The organism is Salipiger mangrovisoli, from assembly GCF_015223355.1.
GTDB lineage: Bacteria > Pseudomonadota > Alphaproteobacteria > Rhodobacterales > Rhodobacteraceae > Salipiger > Salipiger mangrovisoli.
The window spans coordinates 473707-491890 of sequence record NZ_JADFFK010000001.1 but is presented as its reverse complement, the minus strand read 5'-3'; the positions used below and the strand labels follow the sequence as shown (position 1 = coordinate 491890).

The 18184-nt window shown below is 67.7% G+C and carries 18 protein-coding genes; 4 read left to right on the top strand and 14 right to left on the bottom strand.

The window, feature by feature from the left end; translation table 11 throughout:
* Positions 1–83 precede the first annotated feature (83 nt).
* The 5 genes from mltG to IQ782_RS02370 form a co-directional block, all read right to left on the bottom strand.
* The gene (gene mltG / locus IQ782_RS02390) at positions 84–1244 is read right to left on the bottom strand and encodes an endolytic transglycosylase MltG (RefSeq protein WP_194132992.1); all 1161 of its coding nucleotides are present in this window, start codon (positions 1242–1244) and stop codon (positions 84–86) included.
* Position 1245: 1 nt separating this feature from the next.
* Positions 1246–2505: a beta-ketoacyl-ACP synthase II gene (gene fabF / locus IQ782_RS02385; protein WP_194132991.1), complete on the bottom strand. Its 1260-nt coding sequence runs from the start codon at positions 2503–2505 to the stop codon at positions 1246–1248.
* 112 nt (positions 2506–2617) lie between these two features.
* A complete protein-coding gene (locus IQ782_RS02380) occupies positions 2618–3412 on the bottom strand; it encodes a glycosyl transferase (protein ID WP_194132990.1) in 795 nt (264 codons plus the stop codon).
* A gap of 81 nt (positions 3413–3493) precedes the next feature.
* Positions 3494–4777 (bottom strand): DUF3422 family protein, encoded by a 1284-nt coding sequence (locus tag IQ782_RS02375; protein WP_194132989.1) that lies wholly within the window; start codon positions 4775–4777, stop codon positions 3494–3496.
* A gap of 140 nt (positions 4778–4917) precedes the next feature.
* Positions 4918–5619 (bottom strand): YoaK family protein, encoded by a 702-nt coding sequence (locus IQ782_RS02370; protein ID WP_194132988.1) that lies wholly within the window; start codon positions 5617–5619, stop codon positions 4918–4920.
* Positions 5620–5922: 303 nt separating this feature from the next.
* Here IQ782_RS02370 and IQ782_RS02365 point away from each other — a divergent pair, with 303 nt between their 5' ends.
* On the top strand, positions 5923–6210 hold the full coding sequence (locus tag IQ782_RS02365) for a hypothetical protein (protein ID WP_194132987.1): 288 nt from the start codon (positions 5923–5925) through the stop codon (positions 6208–6210).
* A 137-nt stretch (positions 6211–6347) separates the two neighbouring features.
* Here the strand turns inward: IQ782_RS02365 and lipA are convergent, their stop codons facing one another.
* Positions 6348–7298 (bottom strand): lipoyl synthase, encoded by a 951-nt coding sequence (lipA, locus tag IQ782_RS02360; protein WP_194132986.1) that lies wholly within the window; start codon positions 7296–7298, stop codon positions 6348–6350.
* Between the two features lie 280 nt (positions 7299–7578).
* Here lipA and IQ782_RS02355 point away from each other — a divergent pair, with 280 nt between their 5' ends.
* A complete protein-coding gene (locus IQ782_RS02355) occupies positions 7579–8127 on the top strand; it encodes a peroxiredoxin (RefSeq protein WP_194132985.1) in 549 nt (182 codons plus the stop codon).
* Between the two features lie 78 nt (positions 8128–8205).
* Here IQ782_RS02355 and IQ782_RS02350 read toward each other — a convergent pair whose 3' ends face one another.
* Genes IQ782_RS02350 through IQ782_RS02315 form a run of 8 tightly spaced genes read right to left on the bottom strand, consistent with a single transcriptional unit; the run spans position 8206 to position 14209 of the window.
* Positions 8206–9282 (bottom strand): DUF1513 domain-containing protein, encoded by a 1077-nt coding sequence (locus tag IQ782_RS02350; RefSeq protein ID WP_194132984.1) that lies wholly within the window; start codon positions 9280–9282, stop codon positions 8206–8208.
* A gap of 4 nt (positions 9283–9286) precedes the next feature.
* A complete protein-coding gene (locus IQ782_RS02345; protein WP_194132983.1) occupies positions 9287–10282 on the bottom strand; it encodes an imelysin family protein in 996 nt (331 codons plus the stop codon).
* Positions 10283–11857 carry a di-heme oxidoreductase family protein gene (locus tag IQ782_RS02340; RefSeq protein ID WP_420832616.1) on the bottom strand — a complete coding sequence of 525 codons (1575 nt, stop codon included), beginning with the start codon at positions 11855–11857 and terminating at the stop codon, positions 10283–10285.
* Positions 11817–12302: a bacterioferritin gene (gene bfr / locus IQ782_RS02335; RefSeq protein ID WP_194132982.1), complete on the bottom strand. Its 486-nt coding sequence runs from the start codon at positions 12300–12302 to the stop codon at positions 11817–11819. Before bfr ends, IQ782_RS02340 begins: the two co-directional genes overlap by 41 nt.
* On the bottom strand, positions 12250–12546 hold the full coding sequence (locus IQ782_RS02330; protein ID WP_194132981.1) for a (2Fe-2S)-binding protein: 297 nt from the start codon (positions 12544–12546) through the stop codon (positions 12250–12252). Before IQ782_RS02330 ends, bfr begins: the two co-directional genes overlap by 53 nt.
* 14 nt (positions 12547–12560) lie before the next feature.
* Positions 12561–13820 carry an imelysin family protein gene (locus IQ782_RS02325; protein WP_194132980.1) on the bottom strand — a complete coding sequence of 420 codons (1260 nt, stop codon included), beginning with the start codon at positions 13818–13820 and terminating at the stop codon, positions 12561–12563.
* Positions 13821–13871: 51 nt separating this feature from the next.
* A complete protein-coding gene (hemP, locus tag IQ782_RS02320) occupies positions 13872–14030 on the bottom strand; it encodes a hemin uptake protein HemP (RefSeq protein ID WP_240989071.1) in 159 nt (52 codons plus the stop codon).
* Positions 14030–14209, bottom strand: a complete 180-nt coding sequence (locus tag IQ782_RS02315) for a hypothetical protein (RefSeq protein WP_194133224.1) — start codon at positions 14207–14209, stop codon at positions 14030–14032. Before IQ782_RS02315 ends, hemP begins: the two co-directional genes overlap by 1 nt.
* 226 nt (positions 14210–14435) lie before the next feature.
* Here IQ782_RS02315 and IQ782_RS02310 point away from each other — a divergent pair, with 226 nt between their 5' ends.
* Entirely contained in the window at positions 14436–15572 is a 1137-nt protein-coding gene (locus IQ782_RS02310; RefSeq protein ID WP_194132978.1) for a metallophosphoesterase family protein, read from the top strand.
* Complete coding sequence (locus IQ782_RS02305) at positions 15569–18181, top strand: AAA family ATPase (RefSeq protein WP_194132977.1); 2613 nt, start codon at positions 15569–15571, stop codon at positions 18179–18181. Before IQ782_RS02310 ends, IQ782_RS02305 begins: the two co-directional genes overlap by 4 nt.
* Positions 18182–18184 lie beyond the last annotated feature (3 nt).

The following is an 18184-nucleotide window of genomic DNA, read 5'->3' as shown; positions in this document are numbered from 1 at the left end:
CCGACAGGCATCCTGCACACACAGCCCAATACGAAAAAGGCCGGGCATCGCGCCCGGCCTTTTCTGTCTTCGGCAGGAAACCCTCAGTTGCCCTCGGTCTTCTGCGCTTCGATCTTGCGCCAGTTGGCGACGTTGCGGTTGTGCTCGTTGAGCGTCGCCGCGAAGGCATGGCCGCCCGAGCCATCCGCCACGAAGTAGAGATACTCCGATTGCGCCGGGTTCAACGCCGCCTCGATGCTGGCGCGGCCCGGATTGGCGATCGGGGTCGGCGGCAGCCCGTCGATGACATAGGTGTTGTAGGGCGTTTCCTTGCGCAGTTCGGACTGGCGCAGGCCCCGGCCCAGCACACCCTCGCCATTGGTCAGCCCGTAGATCACCGTCGGGTCCGTCTGCAGGCGCATGCCGCGTTCGAGCCGGTTGACGAAGACCGAGGCCACCAGCGGGCGTTCGTCGGCGACCCCGGTTTCCTTCTCGACGATCGACGCCATGACCAGCGCTTCCTCGGGGCTTTCGTAGGGCACGCCCTCGGCGCGATTGGCCCAGGCCTCGGCGAGGATCGCCTCCTGCGCCTGGCGCATCCGCGTGACGAGATCGGCGCGGCTGTCGCCGGGGGTGATCTCGTAGCTGTCGGGGGCCAGCGAGCCCTCGGCCGGGCGCTCGCCCGCCTCGCCCTCTAGGATGTCGATGAGGCCCAGCTCCTCGACCACCTTCCAGCTGGTCACGCCCTCGGCCAGCGCCACGCGGAAGCGCGTGCCGACCTCGGACTTGATCGTCTCGTAGCCCTCGGGATGCGGCTCCTCGCTGGCGGGATCGAATTCGATCCGCTCGACGTAGCGGCCGGTTTCGGGGTCGAGCTCGCGCACCTGCACCTCGGCGCTGTTCACGCCGATGCGGTAGACCACCTCGGTGCCGCAGGTCGAGGCGCCACCCTTGGTGACGATGTCGGTGATCTGCGACATCGAGGCGCGCTCGGGCACCAGGTAGGAACCCGCCTTCAGCGCGCCGGTCTTGTCGGTGTAATCCGCGCCGAGCCGGAACAGCATGTCCGAGCTGACCGCCCCCTGCTCGGCAAGATCGCGCGAGACCCGACCGAAGTTCGAGCCGCGCTGCACCTGAAGGCAGATCGGCTGCGTGAGCGGCCCCTCGGCGCTATACTCGTTCTGCGCCCAGAGCAGGAACCCCCCGGCGAGGAAGACGAGCACGACGAGGAAGGTCATCGCGTTGGAGGCGATGTTGCGCCACATCTCAGCTGGCCTTCCCGAAGATCACGCTCGCGTTGGTGCCGCCGAAGCCGAAGCTGTTGGAGAGCGCGTAGTCGATCTTGCGCGCGCGCTTGGCATTGGGCGCGAGGTCAATCGGCGTCTCCACCGCCGGGTTGTCGAGGTTGATCGTCGGCGGCGCAACCTGGTCACGGATCGCGAGGATCGAGAAGATCGCCTCGATCGCGCCAGCAGCGCCCAGCAGGTGGCCGGTCGCGGACTTGGTCGAGGACATGGTCACATGGGCAGCATGCTCGCCAAGCAGCTTCTCGACCGCGCCAAGCTCGATCGTGTCGGCCATGGTCGAGGTGCCGTGGGCGTTGATGTAGTCGATCTGGCTCGCCTCGAGGCCCGCCGACTTCAGTGCCGCGCCCATCGAGCGCAGGGCGCCGTCGCCGTCTTCCGACGGGGCGGTGATGTGGTAGGCGTCGCCCGACAGGCCGTAGCCGAGCACCTCGGCGTAGATCTTCGCGCCGCGCGCCTTGGCGTGCTCGTATTCTTCCAGCACGACGACGCCCGCGCCCTCGCCCATGACGAAGCCGTCGCGGTCGGCGTCATAGGGACGGCTGGCCTTGGTCGGATCGTCGGCGCGCTTGGTCGACAGCGCCTTGCAGGCGTTGAAGCCGGCGATGCCGATCTTGCAGATCGCCGCCTCGGCACCGCCCGCGACCATCACGTCGGCGTCGCCGTACTTGATCAGGCGCATCGCGTCGCCGATGGCATGGGCGCCGGTCGAGCAGGCGGTGACCACCGAGTGGTTCGGCCCGCGGAAGCCGTACTTGATCGACACCTGACCCGAGATCAGGTTGATCAGCGCGCCGGGCACGAAGAAGGGCGACACGCGGCGCGGGCCCTTTTCCTGCATCATGACGGCGGTATTGGCGATGGAATTGAGACCACCGATGCCCGAGCCGATCAGCACGCCGGTGCGCTCCTGATCTTCCTTCTCGGTCGGCAGCCAGCCGGAATCCTCGACGGCCTGCTGCGCGGCGGCCATGCCGAACAGGATGAAGGTATCGACCTTGCGCTGCTCTTTCGGCTCCATGTAGGTGTCGGCATTGAAGGTGCCGTCAGAGCCGTCGCCCAGCGGCACTTCGCAGGCGTAGGTGGTGGTCAGACCCTCGGTGTCGAAGCCCTTGATCGGCCCGGCACCGGATTGCCCGTCCAGAATACGTTCCCAGCTTTTCTCGACCCCATCCGCCAGCGGCGTGACAAGCCCCAGCCCGGTAACCACAACGCGACGCATTGCTCTGCCTCTCTCTCAAGTTCCCAATGTTGACGCCGCTCATACCGCGCGGGCGGCTTGCTCGGCAAGCATAACGGTTAATTTGTGTGTCCGATCAGGTCCGGCGGACCGCTCAGGCCCAGTCTGAGCCGAGATCCGCCTGCGCCCGGTCGATCCAATGCTCCCGCAGCCAGTCGCAGCGCTTGGAGTGGCGAATGAAGCTGCCGTTGTAGCCTTCGAGGGCCTCGGACATCTTCGGATGGCCGTGGAAGCAGACCACGCGCGCAGCCTCGGGCAGCCGCGGCGCATGCAGCCAATTGCCCGGAAACGGGTTGCAGTCATACTTGAACGAAACGACCCAAGGCTCTGGAATGTATGTGAAAACACCATTGTCCATCGCCTTGTGAGAGGTGTATCTCTGTTCCGAGCCGCGGGCCCTCTCGACCTCGGCGTAGGCGTTGGCTGCCAGATCCTCGTAAAGGAACCCGTGCTGCGCCGGATCGAAGCGGAACACCGAGCCGTGCCCGGTGGGCCGGCCCTTGCGCTTCTCGGTCCAGTCGTGGCGCATGGCGACGGTCCCCGGCACGAGGTCGTGAATGTCGCCGAGCGGCCCGGTGATCACGACATCGAGATCGAAGCCCAGCACCGGCCCTTCGAGGTCGGGCACAAGTCCGGGACGGAACAGGGAAATCTTGCGCATCGCGCCCTGCCGGTTGGCCACGGCCAGCGCTGCGGCCATCGGCTCGGCGAAAGGTTCGACCGGCAGATCGAGGATCTCGATGTCGGGATGCAGCCCCTCGGCGTGCTCGGTCATGCAGAAGAAGCGCACCGGGCGGTCCATGTGGCGGCGCACGCCGGAATAGAGCCGGTTGACGTACTCCGGGCCAAAGGCAGTGCCCCATTTGATGCAGAAGATATTGGCGCGCATGATGCTTCTCCGGATCGGTCTTGCCAGCGCTTTAGCCCAAAGCGCCGGCAAAGGCCAACCTCTCGCGGAACAGGCGCGGCGTCAGTGCACCGAATGGCGGATGCGACGGATGCCGAACCAGACCAGCAACGCCACGGGGATCACCGCCAGCGCGGTGAGCGCGCCCTTGGAGATGCCGACGACATCCGCCACCGGGTAGAGCAGATAGCCCACAAGCGAGACCGCGTAATAGGAGATCGCCACAACCGACAGCCCCTCGACCGTGGTCTGCAACTGCAGCTGCTGATCGGCCCGGCGATCGAGGCTGGCAAGGATCTCCTGGTTCTGGGCGGAGCGCTTGACCTCGACGCTGGTGCGCAGCAGCTCGCCCGCACGCATCGCCCGCGCCGACATCTCGGCGAGCCGCTTCTCGCTGCTCTTGACAGTCCGCATGGCCGGCTCGAAGCGCCGCGCCATGAACTCGCGGAAGGTCTGCCGCCCCTCGAAACGCTCCTCGCGCAGCACCGTGATGCGCTGGTTGACCAATGCTTCATAGGCCGCCGTGGCCGACAGGCGGAAGGCGCTCTGCGCCTGCACGGTCTCCAGCTCGGAGGACACGCCGAGCAGCGCTTTCAACACGTCCTCCTCGGGGGCATCGCCGTGCGACATCTCGGTCGAGAGCCGCGTCAGGGTCTCGTCGATGCGCGTCAGCTCGGACCGGATCGCGCTGACCCGCGTGAAGCCGAGCATGGCCATGGTCTTGTAGACCTCGATCTCGCAGATGCGCTGCACGACGCGCCCCACCCGCTGCGCGCCGACGCCGGGACTGACGAAGATGGCGAAGCGCTGATGACCCGCCGGGTCGATGCGGAAATCGCCGGCGGTGACCAGCGCGTCGTCGAGCATCCGGCTTACCGCGATGCTGTCGGGCACGAACCAGTCGCCGCAGGCAGCGTTGATCGCCGCGGGATCCGCCGGGCGCTCGGTGACGCGGATCATCGCCGAGGTCATCCGGACGCCGGGCAGCGTCTGCAGCCAATCCTCGGGAAAAATGCCGAAATCGCGCGGATCGAAGGGCATCTCGCCAAGTCCCGGCAGGAAGGCGGTATAGGTGACGAACTCGGTGTGCAGTTCCCACTTGATCTCGGCCTTGCCAATCCGGCCGGCATAATGCCGCGCCTCGGGCTGCGGGTGCGGAGCGCCGTGGCGATCCAGCAGGTCGACCAGATGCGCAAGATCCTCGTTCCGATCACGCGACGCGGCATCGGTGGGGCGTTTGATGGCGAGGTAGATCGCGCGGCACGGCACCTCGAGCGACGGAAACGGACGGGCGTGAAGCTCGTTGGCGAGCTCGTAGCGCAGCGGATGATCTGTGATGGGCGGCATGGGTCTGGCTCCGGGACGTTGCGGGGACACTAGCGTCACCCGGCCCGATGTAAAGAATTTAATCCTTCTATTTCAGATAATTAACTGAATACATTCGTATACAGGATGAAGCCGGGATATTCCCCGCCACCTGATTGCGCTCACGGCCGCGAAGACGCCGCTGCGCGCAGGACGGGTGGCACGGAGATGAGCAGCAGCACCGCGCCGCAGAGCGTGAAGAGCCAATGGCCGACAAGCCCGAAGAGCACGGCCCCGAGCACCCCGCCACAGGCGAAGCAGACCAGCGTCAGGCTGTGCAGCCGCAGCTTCGGCAGCGTATCCCGCCGCGCTCCGGGGTTGCCGAACAGCAGCGCCAGGCCGATGCCGATGTCGGTCGCCATGCCAGAGACATGGGTGGTGCGGACACGCGAGCTCGAGATCATCGTGGTCACCGCGTTCTGCAGCCCCATGACAAAACTGAGCGCGCTGACGAGCAGCCCCTGCGGCACCGAGGGCCAGAGCGCCAGCAAGACCCCGAGCAGCAGCACGAACAGCGCTTCGGCGACGATCGCCAGCGCATAGATCGTTCGCAGGTGATGGCGTTCTCCCGACTGGATCGCGAAACCCGCGGCCGCCGCGCCGCAGATGAAGGCCGCCACCAGTCCAAGGAAGGACAAGGACAGCAGCACCGCGCCGCCGGCCATATGGTCGGCAAAGGCCGAGATATTGCCGGTCATATTCGCGGTAAACGACCCTGCGATCAGGAACCCCACCGCGTTCAGGGCCCCTGACACCGACGACAGCACACCGGCGAGGAAAAGGTCGATGACCCCGGTCCGATCATCCCCAACCCGGATCAGCATCCCGCGCACCCTTCCCTGCCGTGATCACGGAATCCTAAGAGGCGCGCGGCAGGAACGCAAAGCCCATCCGAAGCGATTTCCGCGCCGCGATCGGCCGCAACGCTGCGACACAGCGCGTCCGACGGATAGAAACCTTGTTCTTCTACAAATCGTCCGGGAGTGATATGACCTTATTTTAGTACCCTCGTGCAGGATTTTGCACTCGCAGCATGGTAGTTTACACATCCGGCGCCAGCAACATTAGGTTGCAAGAATGGTTGCCCCTAGGTAACGTCTGATTCATATTAATTTGGAGTTATTGAGATGAAGTTCACGAAAATTTCCGCTATTTCGCTTGTGCTTGTCATGTCGTCGAGCGCAGCGTTTGCAAATGTGAAGCAAGTCAACTGCGAGAAGTTCATCATCGCTGTTTCGGATGATATCGCCGCCGCAGCCGAAAAACAGGCCGGTTCCATGACCGCTGCAGAGGAAAAAATCTGCGAAGCAGCAATGCAGATTTCTTTCGCCGGCGGCGATCCCGAAGTGCACGAAATCGTAATCCTGCCTTACAACATCTCGACCACCGTCGTGATGCTTCCGAAGGCCGACTGAGCCTCGACGCTCGGTCTCGCCAAGGTGCCGCCGCCCTGCGCGACGGCACTGCCGGACCCCGGCACTGACGAGAAAGGCCCTCGCAGTCACCTGCGAGGGCCTATCCATGTCCGGGGCTTGCGCGCCCTTCGGGCGGGTCAGCCGTTGGCGAGCTTGGCCTCGCGGGCCGCGCGCAGGCGGGCGAAGTCGTCGCCGGCGTGATAGCTCGACCGGGTCAGCGGCGTCGCCGAAACCATCAGGAAGCCCTTGCCGAAGGCCGCTTTCTCGTAGGATGCGAACTCGTCCGGCGTGACGAAACGGTCAACCCGGTGGTGCTTCGGCGTCGGTTGCAGGTACTGGCCGATGGTCAGGAAGTCGATGTCGGCGGCGCGCATGTCGTCCATCACCTGCACAACCTGCTGACGCTCCTCGCCCAGACCGACCATGATGCCGGATTTGGTAAAGATGTGCGGATCCAGTTCCTTGACCCGTTGCAGCAGGCGCAGCGAATGGAAGTAGCGCGCGCCGGGGCGCACCGTGGGATAAAGGCCGGGCACCGTTTCCAGGTTGTGGTTGAACACGTCGGGAAGCGCGGCCACGACGGTCTCCAGCGCGCCGGGCTTGGACTTCAGGAAGTCCGGCGTCAGGATCTCGATGGTGGTTTCCGGCGAGCGGTGACGGATCGCTCGGATGGTCTGGGCGAAATGTTCAGCGCCGCCATCGTCGAGGTCGTCGCGGTCCACCGATGTGATCACGACGTGCTTCAGCCCCAGCTTCTGCACCGAGTCGGCGACTCGGCCGGGCTCGAAGACGTCGAGGGTGTCGGGGCGGCCGGTGGCGATGTTGCAGAAGGTGCAGCCACGGGTACAGATGTCGCCCATGATCATCATGGTGGCGTGGCCCTGACTCCAGCACTCGCCCACGTTGGGGCAGCCGGCCTCTTCGCAGACGGTGACCAGCTTGTGCTCGCGCATGATGCGGCGGGTCTCGTTATAGCCCGCACCGCCCGGTGCCTTGACGCGAATCCAGTCCGGTTTCTTGGGCTGGGCATTGTCGGGACGATGCGCCTTCTCCGGATGGCGCTGCGCCGGGATCTTCAGGTCTCGCAAAGCGTTTCCCCCGCGATGTGGGTCAAGATGCCCGCAGGATAGACCCGTTCCGGCAGAGGTTCCACCCCCGCACCCTGGATCGGCACCCCCCGCGAGGCGTCACGTGTCGCTGCCTCCCCTACGCCGATCCGCTCAAAAGCGCAATCGCCGGGCAACCGTGGTCACAAGTGGACGGCAGCTTTCCGTAGCGGCCGGCTTCCGCTTGCGCCCGCCGTCGCCGCCGCCTATCCCCACGGCAAGGAGGAGAGCCCATGACCCAAGTTCCCGAAAGGACATCAGAATGAGAACCGGCGTCGCGCTTCCCAATGTCACCTTCCGCACCCGCGTCCGCGACGAAGCGATCGAGGGACCGAACCCCTTCCGTTGGCAGGACATGACCACGGCGGATTACTTCAAGGGCAAGCGCGTGATCCTCTTCTCGCTGCCGGGCGCCTTCACCCCGACCTGCTCGACCTACCAGCTGCCGGGCTTTGAAAAGAACGCCGAGACCTTCCGCGCCAATGGCATCGACGAGATCTACTGCATGTCGGTCAACGACAGCTTCGTGATGAACCAATGGGCCAAGTCGCAGAACCTCGAGGCCGTCAAGGTGATCCCGGACGGCTCGGGCGAGTTCACCCGCCGCATCGGCATGCTGGTGAACAAGGACAACCTCGGCTTCGGCATGCGCTCCTGGCGCTATGCGGCGATCATCGACGACGGCGTGGTCGAGGCATGGTTCGAGGAGCCGGGCCTGTGCGACAACCACGGCGAGGATCCCTACGGCGTGTCGAGCCCGGAAAACCTGCTCGAGTACCTCGCCAACGCGAAGACCGAAGCGGCGGCCTGAGGCTTCCCCCCATCCGATGCTGAAAGCGGGCCGTTGCGGCCCGCTTTTCTCTTGACCTGTGGCGGCGTGGCCCTGCCCCTAGCCCGCGATGCGCACCAGGTGGTTGTCCCAGGCGACCTCGGCCCGGCGCAGCGGCTTCGGGGTCTTGCCCTGCACCAGGATCAGCCCGCCCAGCCCGTCGCTGGCCATGTAGCCGCCGTCATGCGTGGCCAGCCCGCAGACATCCGTCCGCGACACCGCCCCGAGAAACTCTCCCGCATCCGAGAAACGGTGCATCCGCCCGCCCTTCGGCGAGGTGATGGCGATCTCGCTCCCGCCTCCGGCAAAGGCGACGCTGCCCGCGTAGCCCGACATCACCAGCTCATCCTCCAGCGGCGCCTCGCAGAGCACCGGCGCCGCGCCGCGGCGGTGCAGCCCCAGCAGCGGCGTTGCCGCTCCCGCCTCGCCTTGCCACTGCATGCAGAAGCCGACCAGACCATCGGGCCGCAGCGCCAGATGGCGGATCGAATTCTGATGCAGCTCGGGGTCGAGTTCGACCCGCTCCAGCAGGCTGCCGTCGAAGCCGACATAGGCGAGGCTCGGCTGCATGGTGTCGACATTGAGCTGGTTGCGGTCGAAGGCGTCGGTCTGGATGCCGCCATTGGCGACCACCAGGCTCTGCCCGTCCGGCATCAGCCGCAGCTCGTGCGGGCCAAGCCCATGCGTCGGAATATCCGAGACCCGCGCGTAACCGGCATCGACGTCCCAGATGCCGACCCGCCCCTCGCTGCCCTCGGCCACCTGCTCGGAGGTGAAGAGCACGGTGCCGTCGGCAGAGAAGGCCCCGTGGCCGTTGAAACTGTGCCCCTCGGGCGCGCTCAGCTCGTGCAGCACCTCGCCCGAGATGCAGTCGATGACCAGCGCGTAGGTGCCGGGACGGCGCGCGAAGCCCACCGCCTCGGCGCGGCTGGGATGGGCGCAGGCGGCGTGGCCGCGCGCCGGCAGCGGCACCCGGAAGGCCTCGTCGCCGCCCTCGCGCAGGCCGATCAGCACGAAGCTGCCGTCGCCCTGCTTCGCGGCCGCAAGGTAGCTGGGATCGCCAACCGCCGCCCAGCCGGTCGCAGGTGCGGCCGAAACGGCCAGCAGGCTGGCGATGAAACTGCGTCTGGTTGTCATGGCGTCAGTCTCCATCGCCCGAGTTGAAGCCCGGCTGGATGCCGAGACGCACGCCGATCTCCTGCTCGAGCGCGTCGCTCAGGGCGCGCACCTGCTGCTGGAGGATCTCGACGTGCAGCCGCTCGCCCGGATCCTCGACCTTCTGGAAGCTCGGATCCTCGACGCGCTCGGCCAGCTCGTAGAGCCGATCCAGCGCCGCCTTGCTCTGCGGCAAATCCCAGTCTGCCAGCGCCGCGGCCATGTCGTAGGCACCCTTGGAATCCTGCAGCACGTTGCGCAGGCTGCGCCCCGAGCGCCAGGCCTCGGCGCGGGTCGGGCGCGGCCGCTCGAAGGTCCCGAGAGGACGGCCGAGGCGGGTGTCGGCGGTGAACTCCAGCCCGGTGAGGATCTGCGTGTAGATCGCGCGGACCGCCTCGTCCTCTCCCATGTAGGTGGCGTTGCCCTCCTGCCCTGCGGTGCGCAGCACATCGGCGAACTGCTCTTCCCATCCGGCATCCAGCGTCGCCGCCTGCCGCGCCAGGTCGCGGGTCATGGTCTGCACCAGCGTGCAGGCATAGCTGCCCTTCTCGTAGTCCGAGAATTGCGGATCATAGAGCATGAATTCCAGCGGGTAGAGCCCGCGCGCCGCGATCGAGACATCGCCGTAGCCGAGCGGGTCGTGGCCGATCTCTTCCTCGCCCGAGATCAGCTTGGTCAGCGTCTTGGGGGTGAAGCCGCGGCTGTCGGGCCAGAAGGCGACCGGCAGCGCCCCTGTCTCCGAGGGTCCGATATGGATATCGGCAACCGCGTTCCAAAGGTCGAAGGCATGCATCCACGCGCCGCGGAGCGCCGGCGCCGTGCAATCGGCCTGCGCCGCCCCTGCGAGCGTCTCGGTGGCCTGCGCGAAACCCGCGTAGCCGGGCAGGATATGCTCTTTCAGCGCCTCCGGCACACCGGCCCGCGCCGGGAGCGCAAGCGGCGCTGCCAGCAGCGCGGCACAAACGGTCAGTGTTTTCTTCATTCACAAACTCTCCAGATACCGGATCAGAGCCGCGCGCTCGGCGGGCTCCATGGAAACCACCTGCGCGCGCTGCGTTTCGGCCTCGCCGCCGTGCCAGAGGATCGCCTCCAGCAGGCTGCGGGCCCGTCCGTCGTGCAGGAAGGTGGTGTGGCCGCTCACCCTTTGGGTGAGGCCGATGCCCCAGAGAGGCGCGGTGCGCCATTCGCGCCCCGTGGCGCGGCCCTCGGGGCGGTGGTCCGCCAGCCCCTCGCCCATGTCATGCAGCAGCATGTCGCTATAGGGCCAGATCAGCTGGAAGCTCTGCTCAGGCTGAGCGTCGAGCCGGTGGGTGACGAATTTCGGGGTATGACAGGCGGGGCAGCCGGTCTCGTAGAAGACCCTCTTGCCGCGCAGCACCTGCGGATCGTCCACATCGCGCCGTGCCGGCACGCCAAGGTTGCGGCTGTAGAAGGTGACGAGATCGAGCGCGGCCATGTCCGCCTCGAAGCCGCCGTGCGCGGCATCGTCGCCGCCGGGCGCTTCGCGGCAGGCCACCTGCGCCGGGGTGCAATCGCCCCATTTCTCGGGATGCAGCGGGGTCGAGATGCCGATGTCGCTGGCGAAAGCCGCCGAGCTTTGCTCGCGGATCGTCGCCATGCCCGCCTTGTGCCCGAAGCGGCCGAGCATCGGCGCGCCCTGCTCGAGCGACCAGACAATCGCCGCGCGGCCGGAGATGCCGTCACCGTCGGCATCCTCGGGATCGGCATGGGCAAGGATGTCCCGCGCCGGAATCGCCTCGAGCAGGCCGAGGCCGATCATCTGCGGCGCAACGCGCGGACTGAGCATCGCGCCCTCGCCCAGCGGACCGTAGCCGAGATCCGCAGCCGCATAGGTCGGCTCCCGCAACGAGGCCATCTCGCCGCCGGAGAGCGGCACGTCGATTTCCGCGTAGCGCACCTCGAAGCGCGCCTCGCCGCCCTGCCCGACAGTGGCGAAGTCCTGGATCTGGCTGCCGTAGACCGGGTCGGGCTCGGTCGCGATCCACTCCGCGATCTCCGGCATCTCTGCACCGGGCCGCGCGGGCACGGAGACGCGCAGGAAGATCGATACCGCGCCGTCGTTCGGCCCCTCGGGCGGATGGCCGCGCCCGTCCTTCAGGTGGCAGTTCTGGCAGCCGCGCGCGTTGTAGAGCGGCCCGAGCCCGTCGGAGGCGAGCGTCGACGAGGGCGAGGAGACCCAGAGCTTGCGGAACAGCCCGTTGCCCACCTTGAATTCGAGCTCGCGGTCGAATTCCATGTTGCCCGACGGCTGCGAGAAAGCCTCGGCATTGCGCCGCGGGCGGACGGTGGCGGCCCCGGCGGGCAAGTCCTCGAATTGTTCGGGAGCCGAGAAATCCTGCGGCGGGGCGGTCACCGCGGCAATGCGCGCGGTCTCGTCCTCGGTGCGGGGAAGGATGTGAAGATGCAGGTCCTGCAGCCCGGACACCATCTTGTCAGAGGGCGTGCCCTCGGCAGCGTGGGAAGCGCCGCCCGCGAGGGCGGCGCAAAGCGCGAGGCTACTCGGCTTCGTCCATCTTGGACGCATTGAGAAGCGCATAGCGTTCTTCTCCGAGCTTTTCGTAGAGGTCCAGCTGTGTTTCGAGGAAGTCGATATGCCCTTCCTCGTCCATCAGCAACTCCTCGAAGAGTTTCATGGTCACGTAGTCGCCCGCCGAATTGCAGTACTCGCGGGCTTCCTTGTAAAGCGCGCGGGCCTCCTCTTCGGCCGCGAGATCGGCCTCGAGCGTTTCCTTCGGCGTCTGGCCGATGCGCAGCGGATCGAGCTTCTGCAAGTTCGGATGGCCGCCGAGGAAGATGATCCGTGTGATCAGCTTGTCCGCGTGGTGCATCTCCTCGATGCTTTCCTCGCGGCTTTTCTTGGCCATGTGGCCAAGTCCCCAGTCGTCTTGCAGCCGGTAGTGGAGCCAGTACTGGCTGACCGCGGTGAGTTCAGAACGGAGTGCCTTGTTGAGGTACTCGATGACCTTCTCGTCGCCCTTCATATCCGCCTTCCTGTGTTTTTCCGTGGCCGCGCAGGCCACGGAGGTGCATGGGAACTTCCAGATTGTCGTTACGTCGCATGGTTTGCAAGAAGAGCGGCATGCAACCTCCGCAATCGGCAGCTTTTCCCAAGGCGTGATAGATCTTGCCGGGCGTGATGATCGTCTGCGGATCCGATTGACGCATCCAGTCGATCGCGGCGTGAATGTCGCGATCCGAGATACCCATGCAGTGGCAGACGATCATCTGAAAGGCTCCTGTTACTGGAAGACCGAGGTCGGGTTGTCGAGGCTGTCCGACCCCTCGAACTCGATGCCCTCAAGCGCCAGCGAGGTGACGATCCGCTCGATCGTGCGGGTCTGGTCGATCAGGCCGTTGACGCCGCCCATGATCAGCGCCTCGCCCTTCTCGTTGCCCGCTTCGAGCATCTGGTCGTAGGCAAAGCCGCCCTCGGCCGCGCTCTTGATTTCACCGAGTGCGGTCATCGTGGCGTCGAGCTTGCCCTTCATCTCGGCGTCAAGCTCGGGCGAGGTTTCCGAAACCAGATCGCTCAGCGACGGACCCTCGACGGTGCTGCCGTCCACGCGGGTGTAGCTGCCAAGATAGACGTTCTGGATGCCCTTGCCGTCGTAGAAGTGCGAGTTGTGGGTGTTGTCCGAGAAGCAGTCGTGCTCTTCCTCGGGGTCGTTCAGCATCAGCCCGAGGCGCATGCGCTCGCCGGCCTGCTCACCGTAGGAGAGCGAGCCCATGCCGGTCAGCATCGCCACGATGCCGGCGTCGGCATTGGCGCTGACCTCTTCGCGCGCTGCGCCGCCCTCGGCCCAGTTCGCCGCCATTTCCTCGAGGTCCGAGACCAGCAGCTGCGTCGCCGCGGTCAGATAGGCCGCGCGGCGGTCGCAGTTGCCGCCGGTGCAGTCATCCCCGGTGACGTAGTCGGTGTAGGGACGCTCGCCCGCGCCCGGTTCGGTGCCATTGAGGTCCTGCCCCCAGAGCAGGAACTCGATTGCGTGGTAACCGCGCGCCACGTTGGTCTCGATGCCATCGGCTTCGTTGAGCGTCTCGGCGATCAGCTCGGGAGTGATCTCGGAGGCGTCGACCTCTGCACCCGCCAGTTCCAGCACCGGGTTGGCGATCACGTTCGAGGCCGCGAAGGGGTTCTCGTCCGACGCGCCGCCATAGGACCCGTCCACGTAGTCGATCAGACCCTCGTCGAGCGGCCAGGCATTCACCTTGCCCTCCCAGTCATCCACGATCGGGTTGCCGAAGCGGAAGACCTCGGTCTGCTGATAAGGGTTGCGCGCGGCGAGCCAGGCTTCGCGGGCTGCGGCCAGCGTCTCTGCGGAGGGCGTTGCGACCAGCGCGGCAACGGCCTCCTGCAACGCCTTGGCGGTGCTCAGGCTGTCCTCATATCCGGCCTGCGCGATATTCGCGTAGGTTTCGATCACCGCGGCCTTGTCGGTGGCGGCCAGCGCCGGTGCGGCAATGCAGAGCGCGAGCGCGGATGTGGTCAGGAATTTCATCTAGGTGTGTCCCCTCGTGGCTTTCTTGTTCTTGCGGCTGGTGAAGACGTCTTACTTGGTCAGGATCAGCTTGCCCGCCTTGGTGATGCGCAGCGTGTAGACCTGTCCGTCCAGTTCGATTTCGGCGAGGTTGCCGCTGTCGGTCAGCAGGCGCGCGTCGTGGCGCGGGATTGCGGGATGTGCTGCGTCAGCTTGGAACCGGTCGATCATCATTGCTTTACTCCTCGTGCGGAACGCGCACCGGGCACGTCGCGCGACATCTCTACGCGGTCGAGCAACGCCTCGAGCGCGCCCTCCGCCGGCCAGAACGCCCCGAAGACCATGGCCAGAAGCTCCGCTTGCATCTCGCGCGCCTGAGCCGCGGTCGCATATCCGATCTCGTGCTTCACAACGGCTCCCTCTGTCCAAGTGCCCTCGTCTGTCGGCTTCCTCGGGCTCCGGCACGAACCGGCACGAGGTGGCTTGCTTTCGGCCAAAACTGAGCAAATAGATCGGGTTTGTCAATCCGACAAATTCGGTCGGACTTCACAACCTCAGCAGGCACGTGCGAAATTCCGCCCTGTTCGCGTTGCGTTCGCCGGAGAGATGCGCAATCACTTGCGCAAAGGGGACATCATGGCAGACTTCCGCTTCATCCACGCCTCGGACCTGCACCTGGGACGGCGCTTCGCCGCCATGCCCGAGGACATCCGTCCGCATCTCGCCGAGGCGCGCCACGGCGCCATTCCACGGCTTGCCGCTGCCGCCCGCGCAGCCCAGGCAGCGCATGTGCTGATCGCCGGGGACCTCTTCGACACGCCGACCCCCAGCCCGCGCGTGCTGGTCCAGGCGCTCAATGCCCTCGGGGCCGAGGACGGTCTCACCTGGTGGGTGCTGCCCGGCAACCACGACAGCCTCGGAGCCGAGGCGCTCTGGGCCGAGGTCGCCTCCCGTGCGCCCGCCAACCTGCGCCTGCTCGACAAGGCCGAGCCTGCCGAGATGGTCCCCGGCGTCTGGCTCCTGCCCGCGCCGCTGCCGCGCAAGTTCCCCGGCTACGATCTCACCGCCTGGATGGCCACTGCCGAGACGCCGCACGGCGCGCTGCGCATCGGCCTCGCGCATGGCGCGGTGCGCAGCTTCGACGAAGAGGACGCCCGCGCCTCCGAGGTGATTCCGCCCGACCGGGCAGAGACCGCCCGGCTCGACTATCTCGCGCTCGGCGACTGGCACGGACAGGTGGCGCTCGGGCCGCGCACCCGCTATTCCGGCACGCCCGAACGCGATGGCTTCCGCCACGAGGGCCGCGGCCTCTGCCTGGCGGTGACCCTCACCGCCGCCGGGGCCGCGCCGCAGATCGAAAGCATCGAGACCGGGCTCTACCATTGGCAGGACACCGCCCTGCCGCTGCTGCCCGGACAGGACGCGACGCGGGCGCTGCACGAAGCCCTGCCCGAGGGCCGCGCCGCACGCCGCGATCACCTGCTGCGCCTGCGCGCCGAGGGGCGCACGACGCTTGCCGGGCGCGCCGAACTCGAGGCCGCCGGTCGCGACGTCGGCCCGGATTTCGGGTACTTCGAGCTCGACACCTCCGCCCTCGGCACCGAGCATGAACTGTCCGATCTCGACGCCATCGACCGCGCCGGGGCGCTGCGCCTGGCCGCCGAGCGGCTCGCCGCGGCGGCCGAGGACGGCGATGCCGACGGCCGCGCGCGCGCCGTGGCCTCGGCGGCGCTCAACCGGCTTTACGGGCTGCTCCGGGAGGGCGACGCATGAGACTGCTGTCCGTCACCCTTTCGGACGTCCGCCGCTTTGCCCGCCCGGTCACCGTGCAAGGCTTCGGTCCGGGCCTCAACGTGCTTTCGGCGCCCAACGAGGACGGCAAGTCGACGCTCTTCGACGCGTTGCAGGCGCTGTTCTTCATTCCTCACCGCAGCCGCGCAAAGGAAATCGCGGCGCTGCGCCCTCATGCGGGCGGCGCGCCGACGATCTCGGCCGAGATCGAGGACGATGGCCGCAGTTACCGCCTGACCAAGCGCTGGCTTTCGCGCCCCATGGCCGAGGTGCACGAGGGCGCCCGGCTCGTCGCCAAGGGCGAGGCGGCGGAAGAGTGGATCTCGGGCCTCACCCAGCCCCCCGAGGACGGCGGCCCGGCGGGGCTGCTCTGGGTGCGTCAGGGGCTGGTGGCGCTCGATCAGGGCGAGAAACGCGAACAGGACCACGCTCACCGAGCCCGGCGCGATCTGCTGTCCTCGGTCGCGGGAGAGGTCGAAGCATTGACCGGCGGCCGCCGCATGGAGCGGGCGCTGGCGCAGACCGAGGCGGCGCTTGCCGAGCTGGTCACCGCTTCCGGCAAGCCCAAGGCCGGCGGGCCACTGAAGGCCGCCGAGGATGAGCTCGCCGCGCTGGGCGAGCGCCGCGAGGCGCTTGCCGGCACCGCTCGGGCGCTCGAGCAGGCGATCGCCGACCGCCGCCGGCTGCGCCGTGAACTGACCGAGTTGCAGGACCCGGAGGCGCAGGCCGCGCGCGTGGCCCGGCTGACCGAGGCCCGCGCCGCTGCCGAATCCGCCCGCGCCTTTGCCGAGCGCCAGCGCCGCGCGTCCGAGCGGGTCTCGGCGCTCGAGGCGGGCCGCGATGCCACCGCCGAGAAAGCCGAGGCGCTGGCCCGCGCCCGCACCGCCGTCACAGAGGCCGAGACCCGGCTGGCGGGGCTTTCGGACACCGAGGCACAAGCCCGCAAGACCGCCGCCGAGTCCAAGTCCAAGCTGGCCGCGGCCGAGACCACCCGCGACGGTGCCCGCGCCGCACAGCGCGCGGCTTTGAAGGCCCGGACCGAAGCGCAGGAAGCGGCGCAGCAGGTCCGGCTGGCGGCCGAGCGCGACGCGCTTGAAAAGCGCCTCGCCGATGCCCGCACCCTCGCCAAGGCCGAGACCGAGGCAACGGCTGCGGCGCGGGGCGGGCCCGACGAGGCGGCGATGGAGGCGCTCGGCCGTGCCGCCGGAGACTTGCGCGTACAGGAAGAACTGCACGCCCGAACCGCCCCCCGGCTGCGGCTCGACTATGCGTCCGGCGCCGCCGAGGTGCTGCTCGATGGCGCACCGCTGGCCGATGGCACGGAGCGGCCGCTAAACCGCCCGGTGACGCTCGATCTGCCCGGGATCGGTCGCCTGGCGCTCGATCCCGGCGCTGCCGCGCAGACCGGCGCGCTGGACCAGGCCCGCGACGCTTTTGCCGCGGCGCTTGCCGCCACCGGCTGCGAGGATGCCGCGGCCGCGCGCGAGGCTGCGCAAGCCCGGCGCAAGGCGGAAGCGCGGCTGCAGGAAAGCCGCGCCGCCCTGCGCGGCATCGCGCCCGAGGGGCTGCGCGCGCTGGAAAATGCCCTTGCTGCCCTGCCCGCGCCGCGCCCGTTCACCGAAGCCCCCGACGCCGAGGCCGCCGCCGAGGCACTGAGCCGGGCCGAGGAGGCGCAGGCCGCGGCAGAAACCGCGTTCGAAGCCGCGCGCAGCGGCGACGAGATGGCCCGGCTGGCCGAGATTCGCGCGCTCACCAGCCGCGAAGCTGCCGAGATCCGCCTTGCCGAACTGCGCGAGACGCTGCCGGACGACCCGGAGGGCGCGGCGGCGACCCTCGCCGAGGCACGGACAGAGGCAGAGACCGCCCTGGCGGCCGCCCGCGCCGCGCTGGCGGAGGTGCAGGGCGAGGCCCCCGACCTGGCGAGCGCCGAGGCCACGCTGACCCGCGCGCAGGACGTGCTCGACCAGGCCGCCAAACGCCAGCGCGACCTGTCGGAGCGCAAAGCCGCACTCGACACAGAGATCAGCCTGCGCGCCGGCGAGGGCGTCGAGGAAGAACTCGCCGCCACGGAGGAGGCGCTCGCCAAGGCCCGTGACACCGCCGAGCGCTATGGCTTCGAGCGCGATACGCTGGTGCTTCTGAAGCACACGTTGGAGACCGCCCGCTCGGAGGCGCGCGAGCACTACTTCGAGCCGGTCACCCGCGAGCTCACCCCGCTTCTCCGCCTGCTCTGGCCCGAGGCCGAGCTGGTTTTCGACGAGGACAGCGCGCTGCCGCGCGCGCTGTCGCGCAATGGCCAGGAAGAGCCGATGGAGGTGCTGTCCGGAGGCACCCGCGAGCAAATCGCCCTGCTGGTGCGGCTGGCCTTCGCGCGGTTGCTCGCGCGCGGCGGGCGTCCTGCGCCGGTGATCCTCGATGACGCGCTGGTCTATACCGACGACGCGCGGATCGAGCGGATGTTCGATGCGCTGCACCGGCAGGCGGGCGACCTGCAGATCCTCGTGCTCACCTGCCGCCAGCGCGCCTTCCGCGACCTCGGCGGGCGAATGCTGGGTTACGAGAGCGGCGAGCTGCCGGAAGAGGCGCGCTAGCGA

Bases quoted from the DNA above. Each gene is read 5' to 3' on its own strand.
- IQ782_RS02305 (WP_194132977.1), top strand. From the start codon at position 15,569: ATGAGACTGCTGTCCGTCACCCTTTCGGACGTCCGCCGCTTTGCCCGC.
- IQ782_RS02330 (WP_194132981.1), bottom strand. From the start codon at position 12,546: ATGATCGTCTGCCACTGCATGGGTATCTCGGATCGCGACATTCACGCC.
- IQ782_RS02345 (WP_194132983.1), bottom strand. From the start codon at position 10,282: ATGAAGAAAACACTGACCGTTTGTGCCGCGCTGCTGGCAGCGCCGCTT.
- IQ782_RS02375 (WP_194132989.1), bottom strand. From the start codon at position 4,777: ATGCCGCCCATCACAGATCATCCGCTGCGCTACGAGCTCGCCAACGAG.
- IQ782_RS02340 (WP_420832616.1), bottom strand. From the start codon at position 11,857: ATGCGCTTCTCAATGCGTCCAAGATGGACGAAGCCGAGTAGCCTCGCG.
- IQ782_RS02370 (WP_194132988.1), bottom strand. From the start codon at position 5,619: ATGCTGATCCGGGTTGGGGATGATCGGACCGGGGTCATCGACCTTTTC.
- IQ782_RS02350 (WP_194132984.1), bottom strand. From the start codon at position 9,282: ATGACAACCAGACGCAGTTTCATCGCCAGCCTGCTGGCCGTTTCGGCC.
- IQ782_RS02325 (WP_194132980.1), bottom strand. From the start codon at position 13,820: ATGAAATTCCTGACCACATCCGCGCTCGCGCTCTGCATTGCCGCACCG.
- hemP (WP_240989071.1), bottom strand. From the start codon at position 14,030: ATGATCGACCGGTTCCAAGCTGACGCAGCACATCCCGCAATCCCGCGC.
- IQ782_RS02365 (WP_194132987.1), top strand. From the start codon at position 5,923: ATGAAGTTCACGAAAATTTCCGCTATTTCGCTTGTGCTTGTCATGTCG.
- IQ782_RS02355 (WP_194132985.1), top strand. From the start codon at position 7,579: ATGAGAACCGGCGTCGCGCTTCCCAATGTCACCTTCCGCACCCGCGTC.
- IQ782_RS02380 (WP_194132990.1), bottom strand. From the start codon at position 3,412: ATGCGCGCCAATATCTTCTGCATCAAATGGGGCACTGCCTTTGGCCCG.
- bfr (WP_194132982.1), bottom strand. From the start codon at position 12,302: ATGAAGGGCGACGAGAAGGTCATCGAGTACCTCAACAAGGCACTCCGT.
- mltG (WP_194132992.1), bottom strand. From the start codon at position 1,244: ATGTGGCGCAACATCGCCTCCAACGCGATGACCTTCCTCGTCGTGCTC.
- fabF (WP_194132991.1), bottom strand. From the start codon at position 2,505: ATGCGTCGCGTTGTGGTTACCGGGCTGGGGCTTGTCACGCCGCTGGCG.
- IQ782_RS02310 (WP_194132978.1), top strand. From the start codon at position 14,436: ATGGCAGACTTCCGCTTCATCCACGCCTCGGACCTGCACCTGGGACGG.